We start from the raw sequence: 14692 nt of genomic DNA on the forward strand, positions 1-14692 counted from the left end.
TTACGGATTGCTCCGCTTACGGCGGTTTCCGGCCACTTGGCCGACCAGGACGCACAGCACGGCGACCAGGAACATCGCCGTACCGATGACATTGATCTGAACGGGCGTGCCCCGCTGCGCCGATCCCCAGACGAACATCGGGAAGGTCACGGTGGAGCCGGCATTGAAGTTGGTGATGATGAAGTCGTCGAAGGAGAGGGCGAAGGAGAGCAGGGCACCGGAGGCGATGCCGGGGGCGGCGATCGGCAGGGTGACGCGCAGGAACGTCTGCAGCGGCGAGGCGTAGAGGTCCTGGGCGGCCTGTTCCAGCCGCGGGTCCATGCTCATCACCCGGGCCTTGACGGCAGTGACGACGAAGCTCAGGCAGAACATGATGTGCGCGATCAGGATCGTCCAGAAGCCGAACTCGATGCCCATGTTGAGGAACAGGGTGGCGAGCGAGGCGGCCATGACGACCTCGGGCATGGCCATCGGCAGGAAGATCAGGGTGTTGACGCCGGCGCGGGCCCGGAAGCGGTAGCGCGCGAGCGCGAAGGAGATCATCGTGCCGAGGACGGTGGCGCCGAGGGTCGCCCAGAGGGCGATCTGGAGGCTCAGCCCGAGCGAACCGCACAGGTCCGCGACGCCGCAGGGGTCGGCCCAGGCGTCCGTGGAGAAGTGCTGCCACTGGTAGTTGAAGCGGCCGTTGGGCTTGTTGAAGGAGAAGACCATCACCACGACGTTGGGCAGGATCAGATAGCCCAGTGTGGCCAGGCCCGCGAGGGTGACGATGTTGCGGCGCAGCCAGCGCAGCGGATTGCCCCCGGTGCGCGGCGCGGTGGCGGCGGTGGTGGTGTCGGTTGCGGCCATCAGACCAGGTCCTCCGTCCCCGACTTGCGGATGTAGATGGTGACCATGGCGAGGATGGCCGCCATGAGGATGAAGGAGAGGGCGGCGGCGGTCGGGTAGTCCAGGACCCGCAGGAACTGCGACTGGATGACGTTGCCGATCATCTTCTGGTCGGTGGAGCCCAGCAGTTCGGCGTTGATGTAGTCGCCGGCTGCCGGGATGAAGGTGAGCAGGGTGCCCGCGACGACGCCCGGCATGGACAGCGGGAAGGTCACCTTGCGGAAGGTGGTGGCGGGGCGTGCGTAGAGGTCGCCCGCGGCCTCGTGGAGGCGGGGGTCGATGCGCTCCAGCGAGGTGTAGAGCGGCAGGACCATGAACGGCAGGAAGTTGTAGGTCAGTCCGCAGACCACCGCGAGCGGGGTGGCCAGCACCCGGTGGCCCTCGGTGATGCCCAGGGCGCTGGTGACGTCCAGAAGGTGCAGCGCGTTGAGGGCGCCGACGACCGGCCCGCCGTCCGCCAGGATCGTCTTCCAGGCGAGCGTACGGATCAGGAAGCTGGTGAAGAACGGCGCGATGACCAGGATCATCACGACGTTGCGCCAGCGTCCGGCCTTGAAGGCGATGAGATAGGCGAGCGGGTAGCCCAGGAGCAGGCACAGCGCGGTGGCGATGCCGGCGTAGCCCACGGAGCGGACGAACTGCGGCCAGTATTCGCCGAGCGCGTCCCAGTAGGTGGCGAAGTGCCAGGTGACCTTGAAGCCCTCTTCGAGGGAGCCGGTCTGGATGGACGTCGACGCCTGGTAGACGAGCGGGGCGGCGAAGAAGACGATCAGCCACAGCATGCCGGGCAGCAGCAGCCAGTAGGGGATCAGCCGCTTGCGAGTGGGCGTCTTGCGGAGCGGGAGCGGCTCGGCGTCGGCCGTCTCCGGTGGCGCGGGGGCTTCGGTGGTGCTCACGCCGCCTCCTCGTCGAGGTCCGCTCCCGCTGCGATGTCCTGGGCGGCGTCCAGCCCGAACGTGTGCGCGGGGTTCCAGTGCACGACGACCTCGGCGCCCGGTACGAGTCGGCCGTCGCGCGCGATGTTCTGCTCGTAGACGGAGATCTCGCCCAGGCCCGGCGCCTCGATGACGTACTGGGTGGAGACGCCGATGAAGCTGGCGTCCTTGATCCGTCCGGGCAGCTGGTTGTGGCCGTCGGGGAGGGACCCGGTGTCGTCGGTGTGCGCCAGGGCCATCTTCTCGGGCCGTATGCCGGCCAGCACCTTGTCGCCGCTGCCGGCCGTCGCGCTGCACCGGGCGGCGGGCAGCCGCAGCTTGGTGTCCGCGGCCCTGAGCAGCAGCTCCTCGCCGGCGGCCTCGACGACCTCGGCCTCGATGAGGTTGGAGGTGCCCAGGAAGTTGGCGACGAAGGTGGTGGCGGGGTTCTCGTAGAGGTCGGCGGGGGCGCCGAGCTGCTCGACCCGGCCGCCGTTCATCACGGCCACGGTGTCGGCCATCGTCATGGCCTCCTCCTGGTCGTGGGTGACATGGACGAAGGTGATGCCGACCTCGGTCTGGATGCGCTTGAGCTCCAGCTGCATCTGGCGGCGCAGCTTGAGGTCGAGGGCGCCCAGCGGCTCGTCGAGGAGCAGCACCTGGGGGTGGTTGATCAGCGCGCGGGCGACCGCGACGCGCTGCTGCTGGCCGCCGGAGAGCTGCTGCGGCTTGCGGCGGGCCATGGGGCCGAGCTGGACGAGGTCGAGCATCTCCTCGACCTGCTTCTTGACGGACTTGATGCCGCGGCGGCGCAGCCCGAAGGCGACGTTCTCGTAGATGTCCAGGTGCGGGAAGAGCGCGTAGTTCTGGAAGACGGTGTTGACCTGCCGCTTGTAGGGCGGCAGGGCGGTGACGTCCTGGCCGGAGAGCTCGACGGTGCCGGTGGTGGGGTCCTCCAGTCCGGCGATCATCCGCAGCGTGGTGGTCTTGCCGCAGCCGGAGGCGCCCAGCAGCGCGAAGAAGGAGCCCGCGGGGACGGTGAGGTCGAGCGGGTGGACGGCGGTGAAGGAGCCATAGGTTTTGCTGATCCCGGTGAGGCGGACGTCACCGCCGCTGCTCTGGGTCTGGTCGTTCTTTGTCATGTCGGTCGTCCCGTGGGTCGGAGGTCGAAGACGGCTCGCAGGGAGGTGTGGCGGCCGGGCGTCTGCGGGGTCGCACCGGGCGCCGGCCGTATCCGGTCAGGCGCCGGTGAGCCGGGTGAACTTCTCGCTGAACGCCTTGCTCTCCTTGGCGTTCAGGGCGCGGAAGGAGTGGGACTTCTCGGCCATCTCCTCGTCCGGAATGATCAGCGGGTTGCGCGCCGCCTCCTTGTCGATCTTGGCGAGTTCCTCGCGTACGCCGTCCACGGGGCAGACGTAGTTGATGTACGCCGCGAGCTTGGCCGCGGTCTTCGGCTCGTAGAAGTAGTCGATGAGCCGTTCGGCATTGGCCTTGTGACGTGCTTTGTTCGGCACCATGAGGTTGTCGGTGGACGTCATGCAGCCGGCCTTGGGGATGACGTACTCGATGTCCGGGTTGTCGCTCTGCAGCTGGACGACGTCGCCCGCCCAGGCCACACACGCCGCGAGGTCGCCCTTGTCCAGGTCGGTGGTGTAGTCGTTGCCGGTGAAGCGGCGGATCTGCTTGCTGTCGACGCCCTTCTGGAGCCGGGCGATCGCCGCGTCGAAGTCGTCCGCGGTGACGTCCTCGGGCTTCTTGCCCATGTCCAGCAGCGTCAGCCCGACGCTGTCGCGCATCTCGGTGAGGAAACCGACCCGGCCCTTGAGCTTGGGGTCCTCCAGCAGCTGGCTGACCGAGTCGACCTTGCGTCCGCCGGTGGCCTTCTTGTTGTACGCGATCAGCGCCGGGATGCCCTGCCAGGTGTAGGAGTGCGCACGTCCCGGGTCCCAGGCGGGGTTGCGGAACTGCGACGAGAGGTTGGCGTAGGCGTGCGGGAGGTTGGCGGGATCCAGTTTCTCGATCCAGCCCAGTGAGATCATCCGCGCGCACATCCAGTCGGTGAGCACGATCAGGTCCCGGCCGGTGTCCTGCCCGTTGGCCAGCTGCGCCTGGATCTTGCCGAAGAACTCGTCGTTGTCGTTGATGTCCTCGGTGTATTTGACGGCTATGCCGGTGCGCTTGGTGAAGGCCTCCAGCGTCGGCCGGTGCTTGCCGTCGTCGGTGACGTCGATGTACTCGGTCCAGTTGGAGAAGGTGACGCGCTTCTCCTTCGCCGAGTGGTCCGTGCTCGAGCCCGCGTCCGTACGGCTCGCGGGCGGGATGCCGCAGCCGGCCAGTGCCCCCAGGCCCCCCGTTGCGGCCGCCATGGCGCCGGTCGCGCGCAGCAGCGAGCGACGGGTCATGGCGAGGCGGCCGGTGGTCATACTGCGGCGCATGGCGGCCAGTTCGGCCGCGGAGAAGGGTTCGGGCTGCTCGTGGTGCTCCATGCGCGGTGCCTTTCAGGAGGGGAGCCCGGCGCGGGGCCGGTGAGGAGGGTGCCGCGTGGGGGGGGTGGGGGCGGATCCGGGACGGGTGCTAGGCGCGGTCCCCGAAGACCGTACGGTGCCAGTCCTTCCTGACGACCGCGGTGTTGTCGTACATCACATGCTTGACCTGCGTGTACTCCTCGAAGGAGTACGCCGACATGTCCTTGCCGAAGCCGGACGCCTTGGCGCCGCCGTGCGGCATCTCGCTGATGATCGGGATGTGGTCGTTGACCCAGACGCAGCCCGCGTTGATCTCGCGGGTGGCGCGGCCGGCGCGGTAGACGTCCCGGCTCCAGGCGGAGGCGGCCAGTCCGTAGGGGGTGTCGTTGGCCAGCGCGATGCCCTCGTCGTCGCTGTCGAAGGGCAGCACGACCAGCACCGGGCCGAAGATCTCGGACTGCACGATCTCGCTGTCCTGCGCGGCGCCGGCGATCAGCGTCGGCCGGTAGTACGCGCCCTTGGCCAGCTCGCCGCCGGGGATCTCGCCGCCGGTGACGACGGTGGCATAGCCGCGCGCCCGGTCGACGAAGCCGGCCACCCGGTCGCGCTGGGCGTGCGAGATCAGCGGGCCGAGGTCGGTGGACGGGTCGAAGGGGTCGCCCAGCCGCACGGTCGCCATCAGGTCGGCGACGCCGCTGACGAAGGCGTCGTAGAGCGGGCGCTGGACATAGGCGCGGGTGGCGGCGGTGCAGTCCTGGCCGGTGTTGATCAGCGCCCCGGCGACCGCGCCGTGGACGGCGGCCTCCAGGTCCGCGTCGTCGAAGACCACGAAGGGGGCCTTGCCGCCCAGTTCGAGGTGGAGCCGCTTGACCGTCCCGGTGGCGATCTCGGCGACCCGCTTGCCGACCGCGGTGGAGCCGGTGAAGGACGTCATCCTCACGTCGGGGTGGCCCACCAGGCGCTCGCCCGCGTCCCGGCCCGCGCCGGAGACGATGTTGATCACGCCGTCGGGCAGTCCGGCCCGCTGCGCGGCCTGCGCGAACAGCAGCGAGGTGAGCGGGGTGATCTCGGCGGGCTTGAGGACGATGGTGTTGCCCGCGGCGACGGCCGGCAGCACCTTCCAGGCGGCCATCTGGAGCGGATAGTTCCAGGGCGCGATGGAGCCGACGACACCGATGGGCTCGCGGCGGATGACGGAGGTGTGATCGGCGCTGTATTCACCGGCCGCCTTGCCCTCCAGATGGCGGGCCGCACCGGCGAAGAACGCGGCATTGTCGATCGAACCCGGCACGTCGAACTCCGTGCTGAGCTTGATCGGCTTTCCGCAGTTCAGCGATTCGGCGAAGGCGAGATCGGCGGCGTCCTCGGCGAGTGCGGCGGCGAAGCGGTGCAGCGCGTCGGAACGCTCGCCCGGGGTGGCCCCGCCCCATTCGGCGAACGCCCCTTGTGCGGCCTCGACGGCGGCGTCCACATCTGCCGGACCAGCAAGTTCGTAGGAGTACACCTGCTCGCCGGTCGCCGGGTCCACCACCGGCTGGGTGCGGCCCGAGGTGCCGCCGCGGAGGCTGCCCGCGATGAATTGCGCGCCCTCGGCGAATCGCTCGGTGACGTCGAAACGGTGATCCATGGTGTTCTCCTCCGCCGTACGCCCAGGCCGCTCGGCGGCCCCGCCAGGCGTAGCTATTTCCGGAATCGATGGCCGATCTTGACAGAGGGATAGGCCACCAACAAGTGATTCCGTTGTTGCCTTTTGGTTACGCGACGAATTCTGCGATTTACGTTGCCGGCCCCCCGACACGTTGTCAGTGCCCGCTGACAGAATCCCGGCATGGTGCACAACATCACGGGGACCGACACGCAGGACGACACCCGGCGCACGGCCGACGGCCCGCGCTCGGTCGAGGAACTCCGCGCGGTGACCGCCGCCGGCAAACGCGTCAAATACGTCCATTTCTGGGGTCATCGGCCCCAGCGCGACGGCAGCATCGGCGCAAGCTGTTTCAGCCAGTGGTGGCCCTCCCCCTTCACGGCCGACGGGGTCACCTACGCCACCGCGGAGCACTGGATGATGGCCGGCAAGGCCCGTCTGTTCGCCGACGAGGAGGCGGAACGGCGCGCGATAGCCGCCGGCCACCCCAAACAGGCCAAGGACATCGGCCGCACGGTCCGCGGATTCGACGACGCCCTCTGGCAGCGGCACCGCTTCGGCCTGGTGGTCGAGGGCAATCTGCACAAATTCGGCCAGGACACCGCGCTGCGCGAGTTTCTGCTCGGCACGGGTTCCCGGGTGCTGGTGGAGGCCAGCCCGCTGGACCGGGTCTGGGGGATCGGGCTGGCCGCGGACGACGAGCGGGCCCAGGACCCGGCGCGGTGGCGGGGGCTGAATCTGCTGGGGTTCGCACTGATGGAGGTGCGGCAGAGGCTGGGCGAGGAGGGATAGAGGAGGGGCTCGGGAGCTGTCCGGTCCGCGGTGGGGCCTCAGTGGTGTGCCAGCACGAGGAGCGCGACCACCAGAGCGCTGACCGTCACGGCCACCCCGCCCAGCACCATCCCGGCCAGCGCCGACCCGCCGTTGGTCGCCTGCCCCCTGGCCCGTCTGGTGCGGCCGACGGCCCCGAAGACCATCGCCAGGACGCCGAGGACGATCCCCGGGACGACGGCGACACCCAGGGGCACACCCACGATCCCGACCACCAGGGCCGCGGTGCCGAAGCCGTTGCCGGGGCGCGCGGGGAGCCAGACCGGGTGGGCGAGCGGGGCCCTGGGGGCGGGGTGTCCAAGATAACCGGGCAGTCCGGGGTGTCCGCCGTAGGCGGGGTGGAGGAGGTAGTGCGGACGGTTCGCGGAATTGGGGGCAGGCGGGGGCAACGGAACGGCGTACGGGCCAGGAGCGGCATACAGGCCAGGAACGGCGTACGGGTCCGGGGCGGCATACGGGCCGGGCGCGGCGCACGGCTCACGCGCGGCATCACCGTCCCCGCTGTCCGCCATACCGCTCCACTCCCCTGTGCCTCCCGCGCGCTGCCATGGTAGGACCCGCGCCGGACCGCCTCCCCGGCCGCGCATACGATGGCCAGGCCGTGACCAGGCCGTTCCGCCCCCGTCAGCCCCCGCCCCACCACCCGACCAGGAGGAACCGTTGTCCGAACTCGATGCATTCATCGCGGGCCTGCCCAAGGCGGAGCTGCATGTCCACCACGTCGGCTCGGCCTCGCCGCGGATCGTCTCCGAACTGGCCGCCCGGCACCCGGACTCCGCCGTCCCCACCGACCCCGAGGCGCTCGCCGATTTCTTCACCTTCCGCGACTTCGCGCACTTCATCGAGATCTATCTCGCGGTCGTGGACCTGATCCGCGACGCCGAGGACGTGCGGCTGCTGACGTACGAGGTCGCCCGCGACATGGCGCGGCAGAACATCCGCTACGCCGAGCTGACCGTCACCCCCTTCAGCTCGACCAGCCGCGGCATTCCCGACGCCGCCTTCGTCGAGGCCATCGAGGACGCCCGCAAGTCCGCGGAGTCCGAGCTGGGCGTGGTGCTGCGCTGGTGCTTCGACATCCCCGGCGAGGCAGGCCTGGAGGCCGCCGAGGAGACCGCCCGTATCGCCTGCGACCTGCAGCCCGAGGGCCTGGTCTCGTTCGGGCTCGGCGGCCCCGAGATCGGCGTCCCCCGCCCGCAGTTCAAGCCGTACTTCGACCGCGCCCTCGCGGCCGGCCTGCACTCCGTACCGCACGCCGGCGAGACCACGGGCCCCGGCACCATCTGGGACGCGCTGCACGACCTCCGCGCCGAACGCATCGGCCACGGCACCAGCGCCACCCAGGACCCGAAGCTGCTGGCCCACCTGGCCGAGCACCGCATCCCGCTGGAGGTCTGCCCGACCTCCAACATCGCCACCCGCGCGGTGCGCACCCTGGAGGAGCACCCGCTCAAGGAGATGGCCGACGCGGGCGTGCTGGTCACCATCAACAGCGACGACCCGCCGATGTTCGGCACCGACCTCAACACCGAATACGGCGTCGCCGCCCGCCTGTTGGGCCTGGACGCCCCCGGCCTCGGGGACCTCGCCAAGAACGCCGTCACGGCCTCCTTCATGGACGCCCCCGCCAAGGCCCGGCTGGCGGCGGAGATCGACGCCTACGTGGCGTCGTGGCGCGGCTGACCGGGCAGGCACCGGACGTACGGGTCCCCGGTGGCCGGCCGCACCGGCCGCCGCGGGGCCCCGTCCCTCACTCCACGCGCCACGGCGCCGCCAGCCCGCCGGGAAATCCCGCGACGAACTCCCGCACCGCCCACCGCGCGGCCGCGCCGTCGACCAGCTCGTCCGCGGGGAAGTACGCGCCCTGGCCACCGCACACCAGCCATACCGGCTCTTCCTGCAGGCCGTGCAGATCACCGTCCAGGCACCGCGCGCCGAGCTCCTTGGGGCGCACCCGCCGCCCCGGCCCGCCGCCGTCCGCTGCGACGGGCGCCCGGCACAGCTGGAAGAGCGTGCCGTCATCGCGTTCACCGGTCACCAGGAAGACCCCGGGCCCGCCGCTGACCGTCAGCACACCGCCGCCCTCCTCCCAGCGCTCGACCGAGAGCTCCGTGCAGACCTCACCGTCCAGTTCGGCCAGCGCCGCCTCCAGCCGCGCACCGTCCGGCTCCTGCAGCACCCGCGACCGGCAGATCCCCGCCTCCCAGCGGCTGACCACGGCCCTCATCCGGCACCCGCCATCCGACTCATGTGCGGAGCATACGATCGCCGCAACCGGCCCCCTGACCAGGGGTCATGACATCCGGATCAACGTGCGTGCCACCGCGTGGGAGACCACCGTGGCCGCCCCCGCCACGGCCGCACCGCTCACCGCGTCCCGTACGGACACCGGCCGGAGCAGCCCGGCCCGCCGCAGCCGTGCCCGCGCCCAGAGGGTGAAGGGGATGACGATGACGGGTGAGGTGGCGGAGCCGGGGGTGTAGCCGCGGGCGGCCGCCGCCTGGGCCAGGTGCATGACGCCGTGCAGGCCGAAGCCGTTCAGGGCGCCCTGGAAGAACGCGGACCGGCCGCCCGTACGGTGTCCGCTCGCCGCCGCGGCGGCCACGATGACCGCCATCACGCCCACCGCGGCCCGGAACTCCCGGTCGTCGAAGGTCTCCATGAACTGCCATACGGAGTCCGGCACTTGGGGAAACCGCTTGCGCAACGCCGGCACGTTCTCCCGGATCCAGCGCGGCCCGAACGCCACCTCCTCCGCGTCGTGCAGCGCCCAGGCGGCGAAGAGTCCGAGCGTGACGGCCGGAGAGATCCCGTACGGCGCCGGCTCCGGCGCGGAGGCGGCGGCAGGGGCGGCGGCCCCGGAGGGAGAGAACGTCATGAACATCAAGTCTGGCACGGCAGTTGACGCCCGATCACACCGCGGCGGGCACCCTCTCGAGTGCCGCCGCACCCCTCAGGCGTCCCCTCCCCCGCCTCACAGCCCCACGATCCCGTTCCACTCCTTCGCGAATTCGGTCCGCTCCGCGGAGGTGATGTCACGGGCGATCGCCAGCCGCTTGCGCATCGCGTCGTCGGGGAAGATCAGCGGGTCCTCCGCGAGCGCGGCGCGCTCCTTGTCCTTGGACGAGGCCAGGACGTCGCGTGCGGCCGGGACGGGGCAGACATAGTTGACCCAGGCGGCGAGATCCGCGGCGACCTCCGGCTCGTAGTAGTAGTCGATCAGCCGCTCGGCGTTGCGCTTGTGGTCCGCGAGATTGGGGATCATCAGGCTCTCCGCCCACAGCTCGGCGCCCTCTTGGGGCACCACGAACTCGATGTCCGGGTTGTCCGCCTGGAGCTGGATCACATCGCCGGAATAGGCCTGTGCGGCGAGCACATCACCGGAGTCGAGGTCCTTGATGTAGTCGTTGCCGGTGAAGCGCCGGATGTGGCCCTTGCGGACGAGGCCGCGGAGCTGGTCGGTCATGCGGTGGAAGTCGTCGGCGGTCCAGCGGGTGATGTCGGCCCCGTTGCCCTGCATCAGCAGGGCAAATGCCTCGTCGAGCCCGGACAGCAGCGTGACCCGGCCCCGCAGATCGCTCTTCCACAGGTCGGAGGTGTGCCGGATCTCCCGGCCGAGCTTCCTGCGGTTGTAGGCGATGCCGGTGATCCCGGACTGCCAGGGCACGGAGTGCTTGCGGCCGGGGTCGAAGTGCGGGGTGCGCAGCAGCGGATCGAGGTTCTTCGCGACGTGCGGCTGGGCGGCGCGGTCCATCTCCTGGACCCACCCCAGCCGGACGAACCGCGCGCACATCCAGTCGCTGATGACGATCAGGTCGCGGCCGGTGGGCTGGTGGTTCATCAGCGCCGGGCTGATCTTGCCGAAGAACTCGTCGTTGTCGTTGATCTCCTCGGTGTAGGTGACGGAGATCCCGGTGCGGCGCCGGAAGGCGTCGAGGGTGGGGCGGCGCTGTGTGTCGTGGTCGTCGACGTCGATGTAGAGCGGCCAGTTGGCGAAGGTGATCCGGTGGTCGCGCGCCGAGCGGTCGGGGCTCGTACGGTCCGCGGCCTCGACATAGGCGGGCGGTACCCCGCATCCGGTGAGGGCGGCCAGCGCCCCCGTCACCCCGACTCCGCCCATACCCCGTAGCAGCGCACGCCGCGCAAGATCAGCCATGGGCTGCACTCTCACGCGCCGCGGGCGGAGGCGGCAAGAGACAGAGCGTCAACTGCCGGGCCTCCGCCCGCGACGGTGTGTCGAGCGTTCCGTGCCGCTCGACGGTGGTGATCCCCCGGGTCAGCCGTCCAGCGAGGTCATCACGTGCTTGATGCGGGTGTAGTCGTCGAAGCCGTAGGCCGAAAGGTCCTTGCCGTAACCGGACTTCTTGAATCCGCCGTGCGGCATCTCGGCGACCAGCGGGATGTGGGTGTTGATCCACACACAGCCGAAGTCGAGGCTCTTGGACATCCGCATGGCGCGGGCGTGGTCCTTGGTCCACACCGAGGACGCGAGGGCGTACTCGACGCCGTTGGCCCACTCCACGGCCTGCTTCTCGTCGGAGAAGGACTGGACGGTGATGACCGGGCCGAAGACCTCCTGCTGGACGATCTCGTCGTCCTGCTTGAGGCCCGAGACGACGGTCGGAGCGAAGAAGTAGCCCTTCTCGCCGACCTGCTCGCCGCCCGCCTCGATCTTGGCGTGCGCGGGCAGCCGCTCGATGAAGCCCTTGACCTGCTTGAGCTGGTTGGCGTTGTTCAGCGGCCCGTAGAGCACGTCCTCGTCGTCGATGGCGCCGGTCTTGGTCTCGGAGGCGGCCTTCGCCAGCGCGGCGACGAACTCGTCGTGGATGGACTCCTGGACGAGCACCCGGGTCGCAGCCGTACAGTCCTGGCCGGCGTTGAAGTAACCGGCGACCGAGATGTCCTCGACGGCCTTGGCGATGTCGGTGTCCTCGAAGACGACGACCGGCGCCTTGCCGCCCAGCTCCAGGTGGACCCGCTTGAGGTCCTTGGAGGCGGACTCGGCGACCTGCATACCGGCGCGCACGGAGCCGGTGATGGAGGCCATCGCCGGGACGCTGTGCTCGACCATCAGACGGCCGGTCTCGCGGTCACCGCAGATGACGTTGAACACGCCGCGGGGGTGGCCCAGTTCGTCCAGGACGCTGCCGATGATGTCGGCGATCAGCACCGTCGAGGCGGGGGTGGTGTCGGAGGGCTTGATGACGACGGTGTTGCCCGCGGCGAGCGCCGGGGCGAACTTCCACACGGCCATCATCATCGGGTAGTTCCACGGCGCGACCTGGGCGCATACGCCTACCGGCTCGCGGCGGATGATGGAGGTGAAGCCGTCCATGTACTCGCCGGCCGAGCGGCCCTCGAGCATCCGGGCCGCACCCGCGAAGAAGCGGATCTGGTCCACCATCGGCGGGATTTCCTCGGAGCGTACGAGGGCGATCGGCTTGCCGCAGTTCTCGGACTCGGCGGCGATCAGCTCCTCCGCCCGCTCCTCGAAACGGTCGGCGATCTTGAGCAGGACCTTCTGGCGCTCGGCCGGGATCAGGTCACGCCAGGCGGGGAAGGCGGCCTCGGCGGCGGCCATGGCCGCGTCGACGTCCGCGGCGGCCGAGAGAGGGGCGGTGGCGTATGCCTCACCCGTCGCCGGGTTGACCACCTCCGTGGTCCGCCCGTCGGCGGCGTCCCGGAACTCCCCGTCGATGTAGTTGCGCAGACGACGCAGTGCGGTGGTCACTGTGCGCCCCCTTCAGTCAGATGTCCGGTGATTTGGCTCCACCTGTCCGGTGGTGTGGGTCCACCCTAGCCATGGGAGCGACGTTTTCAACACACCCGCCACTCATCAACAACGAAATCAGTGAAATTTAGATCACTGGACAACTGATTTCATCGGTTTGGGGTTGCGCGACTGACGAGGCTGGTGCACAGTGAGGGACGTGGCGCCTCCTCGAAACAGTCATGACAGAACCGGCACTCCGTCGATCGACTCCGTCTCCCTGGCGATCATCGAGCAGCTCCAGGAGGACGGGCGCCGGCCGTACGCCGCGATCGGCAAGGCCGTGGGCCTGTCCGAGGCGGCCGTGCGCCAGCGCGTACAGAAACTGCTCGATCAAGGCGTGATGCAGATCGTCGCCGTCACCGACCCCCTCACGGTCGGTTTCCGGCGGCAGGCAATGGTCGGCATCAACGTCGAGGGTGACCTCGATCCCGTGGCCGACGCCCTGACGACCATGGAAGAAGTCGAGTACGTCGTCATGACCGCAGGCTCCTTCGATCTCATCATCGAGATCGTCTGCGAGGACGACGACCACCTGCTGGAAATGATCAACAAGCGGATCCGCACGCTTCCCGGCGTCCGGACCACCGAGAGCTTCGTCTACCTCAAGCTCCGGAAGCAGACCTACACCTGGGGAACGAGATAGCAATGAGCCGCGACCTCTCCAAGACGGCATACGACCACCTGTGGATGCACTTCACCCGCATGTCGTCGTACGAGAACGCCCCCGTGCCCACGATCGTGCGCGGTGAAGGCACCAACATCTACGACGACAAGGGCAAGCGCTACATCGACGGCCTCGCCGGCCTCTTCGTGGTCAACGCCGGCCACGGCCGGGTCGAGCTCGCCGAGACCGCCTACAAGCAGGCGCAGGAGCTCGCCTTCTTCCCCGTGTGGTCCTACGCGCACCCCAAGGCCGTGGAGCTCGCCGAGCGCCTGGCCAACGAGGCCCCCGGCGACCTCAACAAGGTCTTCTTCACCACCGGTGGCGGCGAGGCGGTCGAGACCGCCTGGAAGCTCGCCAAGCAGTACTTCAAGCTCACCGGCAAGCCGATGAAGCACAAGGTCATATCCCGCGCGGTGGCCTACCACGGCACCCCGCAGGGCGCCCTGTCGATCACCGGCCTCCCCGGCCTGAAGGCCCCCTTCGAGCCGCTGGTCCCCGGCGCGCACAAGGTGCCGAACACCAACATCTACCGCGCCCCGATCCACGGCGACGACCCCGAGGCCTTCGGCCGCTGGGCCGCCGACCAGATCGAGCAGCAGATCCTCTTCGAGGGCCCCGAGACCGTCGCCGCGGTCTTCCTCGAGCCGGTCCAGAACGCCGGTGGCTGCTTCCCGCCGCCGCCCGGCTACTTCCAGCGGGTCCGCGAGATCTGTGACCAGTACGACGTGCTGCTCGTCTCCGACGAGGTCATCTGCGCCTTCGGCCGCCTGGGCACGACCTTCGCCTGTGACAAGTTCGGCTACATCCCGGACATGATCACCTGCGCCAAGGGCATGACCTCGGGCTACTCCCCGATCGGCGCCTGCATCATCTCCGACCGCCTGGCCGAGCCGTTCTACAAGGGCGACAACACCTTCCTGCACGGCTACACCTTCGGCGGCCACCCGGTCTCCGCGGCCGTCGGTGTCGCCAACCTCGACATCTTCGAGCGTGAGGGTCTCAACCAGCATGTCCTCGACAACGAGGGCAACTTCCTGAGCACCCTGCAGAAGCTGCACGACCTGCCGATCGTCGGCGACGTCCGCGGCAACGGCTTCTTCTACGGCATCGAGCTCGTCAAGGACAAGGCCACCAAGGAGTCCTTCAACGAGGAGGAGACCGAGCGCGTCCTGTACGGCTTCCTCTCCAAGGCCCTGTACGACGCCGGCCTCTACTGCCGCGCCGACGACCGTGGCGACCCGGTCATCCAGCTGGCCCCGCCGCTGATCGCCGACCAGCCGGTCTTCGACGAGATCGAGCAGATCCTGCGCGGTGTCCTCACCGAGGCCTGGGCCAAGCTCTGATCACCGGACCGTGATCACCGAACTGTGATCACTGAACTGTGATCACCAGGTTCCGATCATCGCATCGCCTGCCGGTGCGTTAATAGAACACAACCGAATATCCGACGGCTCAGATTCACTCATTTTCAGCTATACGGGTGAATCTGAGCCGTTCTCCGTGCCGAGC

14 protein-coding genes are annotated in these 14692 nt (G+C 69.3%); 4 read left to right on the plus strand and 10 right to left on the minus strand.

The features are described 5' to 3' along the window. The 5 genes from ADL29_RS19610 to ADL29_RS19630 all read right to left on the minus strand — a co-directional run bounded on the left by ADL29_RS19610 (window position 1) and on the right by ADL29_RS19630 (window position 5894). Window positions 1-849, minus strand: a complete 849-nt coding sequence (locus tag ADL29_RS19610) for an ABC transporter permease (RefSeq protein ID WP_053924949.1) — start codon at window positions 847-849, stop codon at window positions 1-3. Continuing rightward, the gene (locus ADL29_RS19615; protein ID WP_053924950.1) at window positions 849-1784 is read right to left on the minus strand and encodes an ABC transporter permease; all 936 of its coding nucleotides are present in this window, start codon (window positions 1782-1784) and stop codon (window positions 849-851) included. The genes ADL29_RS19610 and ADL29_RS19615 overlap by 1 nt, the downstream gene beginning before the upstream one ends. Next, on the minus strand, window positions 1781-2944 hold the full coding sequence (locus ADL29_RS19620) for an ABC transporter ATP-binding protein (protein ID WP_053924951.1): 1164 nt from the start codon (window positions 2942-2944) through the stop codon (window positions 1781-1783). Before ADL29_RS19620 ends, ADL29_RS19615 begins: the two co-directional genes overlap by 4 nt. Window positions 2945-3040: 96 nt before the next feature. After that, window positions 3041-4288: a polyamine ABC transporter substrate-binding protein gene (locus tag ADL29_RS19625; RefSeq protein ID WP_053924952.1), complete on the minus strand. Its 1248-nt coding sequence runs from the start codon at window positions 4286-4288 to the stop codon at window positions 3041-3043. A gap of 88 nt (window positions 4289-4376) precedes the next feature. Continuing rightward, a complete protein-coding gene (locus tag ADL29_RS19630; RefSeq protein WP_053924953.1) occupies window positions 4377-5894 on the minus strand; it encodes a gamma-aminobutyraldehyde dehydrogenase in 1518 nt (505 codons plus the stop codon). A 201-nt stretch (window positions 5895-6095) separates the two neighbouring features. Between ADL29_RS19630 and ADL29_RS19635 the strand changes: the two genes are divergently transcribed. Next, on the plus strand, window positions 6096-6707 hold the full coding sequence (locus ADL29_RS19635; protein ID WP_053924954.1) for a riboflavin biosynthesis intermediates N-glycosidase: 612 nt from the start codon (window positions 6096-6098) through the stop codon (window positions 6705-6707). A gap of 38 nt (window positions 6708-6745) precedes the next feature. Here ADL29_RS19635 and ADL29_RS19640 read toward each other — a convergent pair whose 3' ends face one another. Next, entirely contained in the window at window positions 6746-7258 is a 513-nt protein-coding gene (locus ADL29_RS19640; RefSeq protein ID WP_053924955.1) for a DUF4190 domain-containing protein, read from the minus strand. A gap of 148 nt (window positions 7259-7406) precedes the next feature. On the opposite strand from ADL29_RS19640, the gene ADL29_RS19645 reads away from it, so the two are divergent. Further along, the gene (locus ADL29_RS19645) at window positions 7407-8429 is read left to right on the plus strand and encodes an adenosine deaminase (RefSeq protein ID WP_046925753.1); all 1023 of its coding nucleotides are present in this window, start codon (window positions 7407-7409) and stop codon (window positions 8427-8429) included. A gap of 67 nt (window positions 8430-8496) precedes the next feature. Here ADL29_RS19645 and ADL29_RS19650 read toward each other — a convergent pair whose 3' ends face one another. The 4 genes from ADL29_RS19650 to ADL29_RS19665 form a co-directional block, all read right to left on the minus strand. Further along, the gene (locus tag ADL29_RS19650) at window positions 8497-8973 is read right to left on the minus strand and encodes a hypothetical protein (RefSeq protein ID WP_053924956.1); all 477 of its coding nucleotides are present in this window, start codon (window positions 8971-8973) and stop codon (window positions 8497-8499) included. A gap of 66 nt (window positions 8974-9039) precedes the next feature. Then, on the minus strand, window positions 9040-9624 hold the full coding sequence (locus ADL29_RS19655) for an HXXEE domain-containing protein (RefSeq protein WP_078971138.1): 585 nt from the start codon (window positions 9622-9624) through the stop codon (window positions 9040-9042). Window positions 9625-9720: 96 nt separating this feature from the next. Next, complete coding sequence (locus ADL29_RS19660; protein WP_046925755.1) at window positions 9721-10902, minus strand: polyamine ABC transporter substrate-binding protein; 1182 nt, start codon at window positions 10900-10902, stop codon at window positions 9721-9723. A 120-nt stretch (window positions 10903-11022) separates the two neighbouring features. Continuing rightward, window positions 11023-12477, minus strand: a complete 1455-nt coding sequence (locus ADL29_RS19665) for a gamma-aminobutyraldehyde dehydrogenase (RefSeq protein WP_053924957.1) — start codon at window positions 12475-12477, stop codon at window positions 11023-11025. A 190-nt stretch (window positions 12478-12667) separates the two neighbouring features. Between ADL29_RS19665 and ADL29_RS19670 the strand changes: the two genes are divergently transcribed. Together ADL29_RS19670 and ADL29_RS19675 are read left to right on the plus strand one after the other, a co-directional pair. Continuing rightward, the gene (locus ADL29_RS19670) at window positions 12668-13162 is read left to right on the plus strand and encodes an Lrp/AsnC family transcriptional regulator (protein WP_063781358.1); all 495 of its coding nucleotides are present in this window, start codon (window positions 12668-12670) and stop codon (window positions 13160-13162) included. Window positions 13163-13164: 2 nt separating this feature from the next. Beyond that, complete coding sequence (locus tag ADL29_RS19675; RefSeq protein ID WP_053924958.1) at window positions 13165-14526, plus strand: aspartate aminotransferase family protein; 1362 nt, start codon at window positions 13165-13167, stop codon at window positions 14524-14526. Window positions 14527-14692: the final 166 nt, after the last annotated feature.

The sequence above is a fragment of the Streptomyces chattanoogensis genome (assembly GCF_001294335.1).
Lineage (GTDB): Bacteria > Actinomycetota > Actinomycetes > Streptomycetales > Streptomycetaceae > Streptomyces > Streptomyces chattanoogensis.

Excerpts from the sequence above, each read along its gene's own strand:
- ADL29_RS19625 (WP_053924952.1), bottom strand. The coding sequence starts at position 4,288 with ATGGAGCACCACGAGCAGCCCGAACCCTTCTCCGCGGCCGAACTGGCC.
- ADL29_RS19650 (WP_053924956.1), bottom strand. The coding sequence starts at position 8,973 with ATGAGGGCCGTGGTCAGCCGCTGGGAGGCGGGGATCTGCCGGTCGCGG.
- ADL29_RS19675 (WP_053924958.1), top strand. The coding sequence starts at position 13,165 with ATGAGCCGCGACCTCTCCAAGACGGCATACGACCACCTGTGGATGCAC.
- ADL29_RS19655 (WP_078971138.1), bottom strand. The coding sequence starts at position 9,624 with ATGACGTTCTCTCCCTCCGGGGCCGCCGCCCCTGCCGCCGCCTCCGCG.
- ADL29_RS19640 (WP_053924955.1), bottom strand. The coding sequence starts at position 7,258 with ATGGCGGACAGCGGGGACGGTGATGCCGCGCGTGAGCCGTGCGCCGCG.
- ADL29_RS19610 (WP_053924949.1), bottom strand. The coding sequence starts at position 849 with ATGGCCGCAACCGACACCACCACCGCCGCCACCGCGCCGCGCACCGGG.
- ADL29_RS19660 (WP_046925755.1), bottom strand. The coding sequence starts at position 10,902 with ATGGCTGATCTTGCGCGGCGTGCGCTGCTACGGGGTATGGGCGGAGTC.
- ADL29_RS19620 (WP_053924951.1), bottom strand. The coding sequence starts at position 2,944 with ATGACAAAGAACGACCAGACCCAGAGCAGCGGCGGTGACGTCCGCCTC.
- ADL29_RS19635 (WP_053924954.1), top strand. The coding sequence starts at position 6,096 with ATGGTGCACAACATCACGGGGACCGACACGCAGGACGACACCCGGCGC.
- ADL29_RS19630 (WP_053924953.1), bottom strand. The coding sequence starts at position 5,894 with ATGGATCACCGTTTCGACGTCACCGAGCGATTCGCCGAGGGCGCGCAA.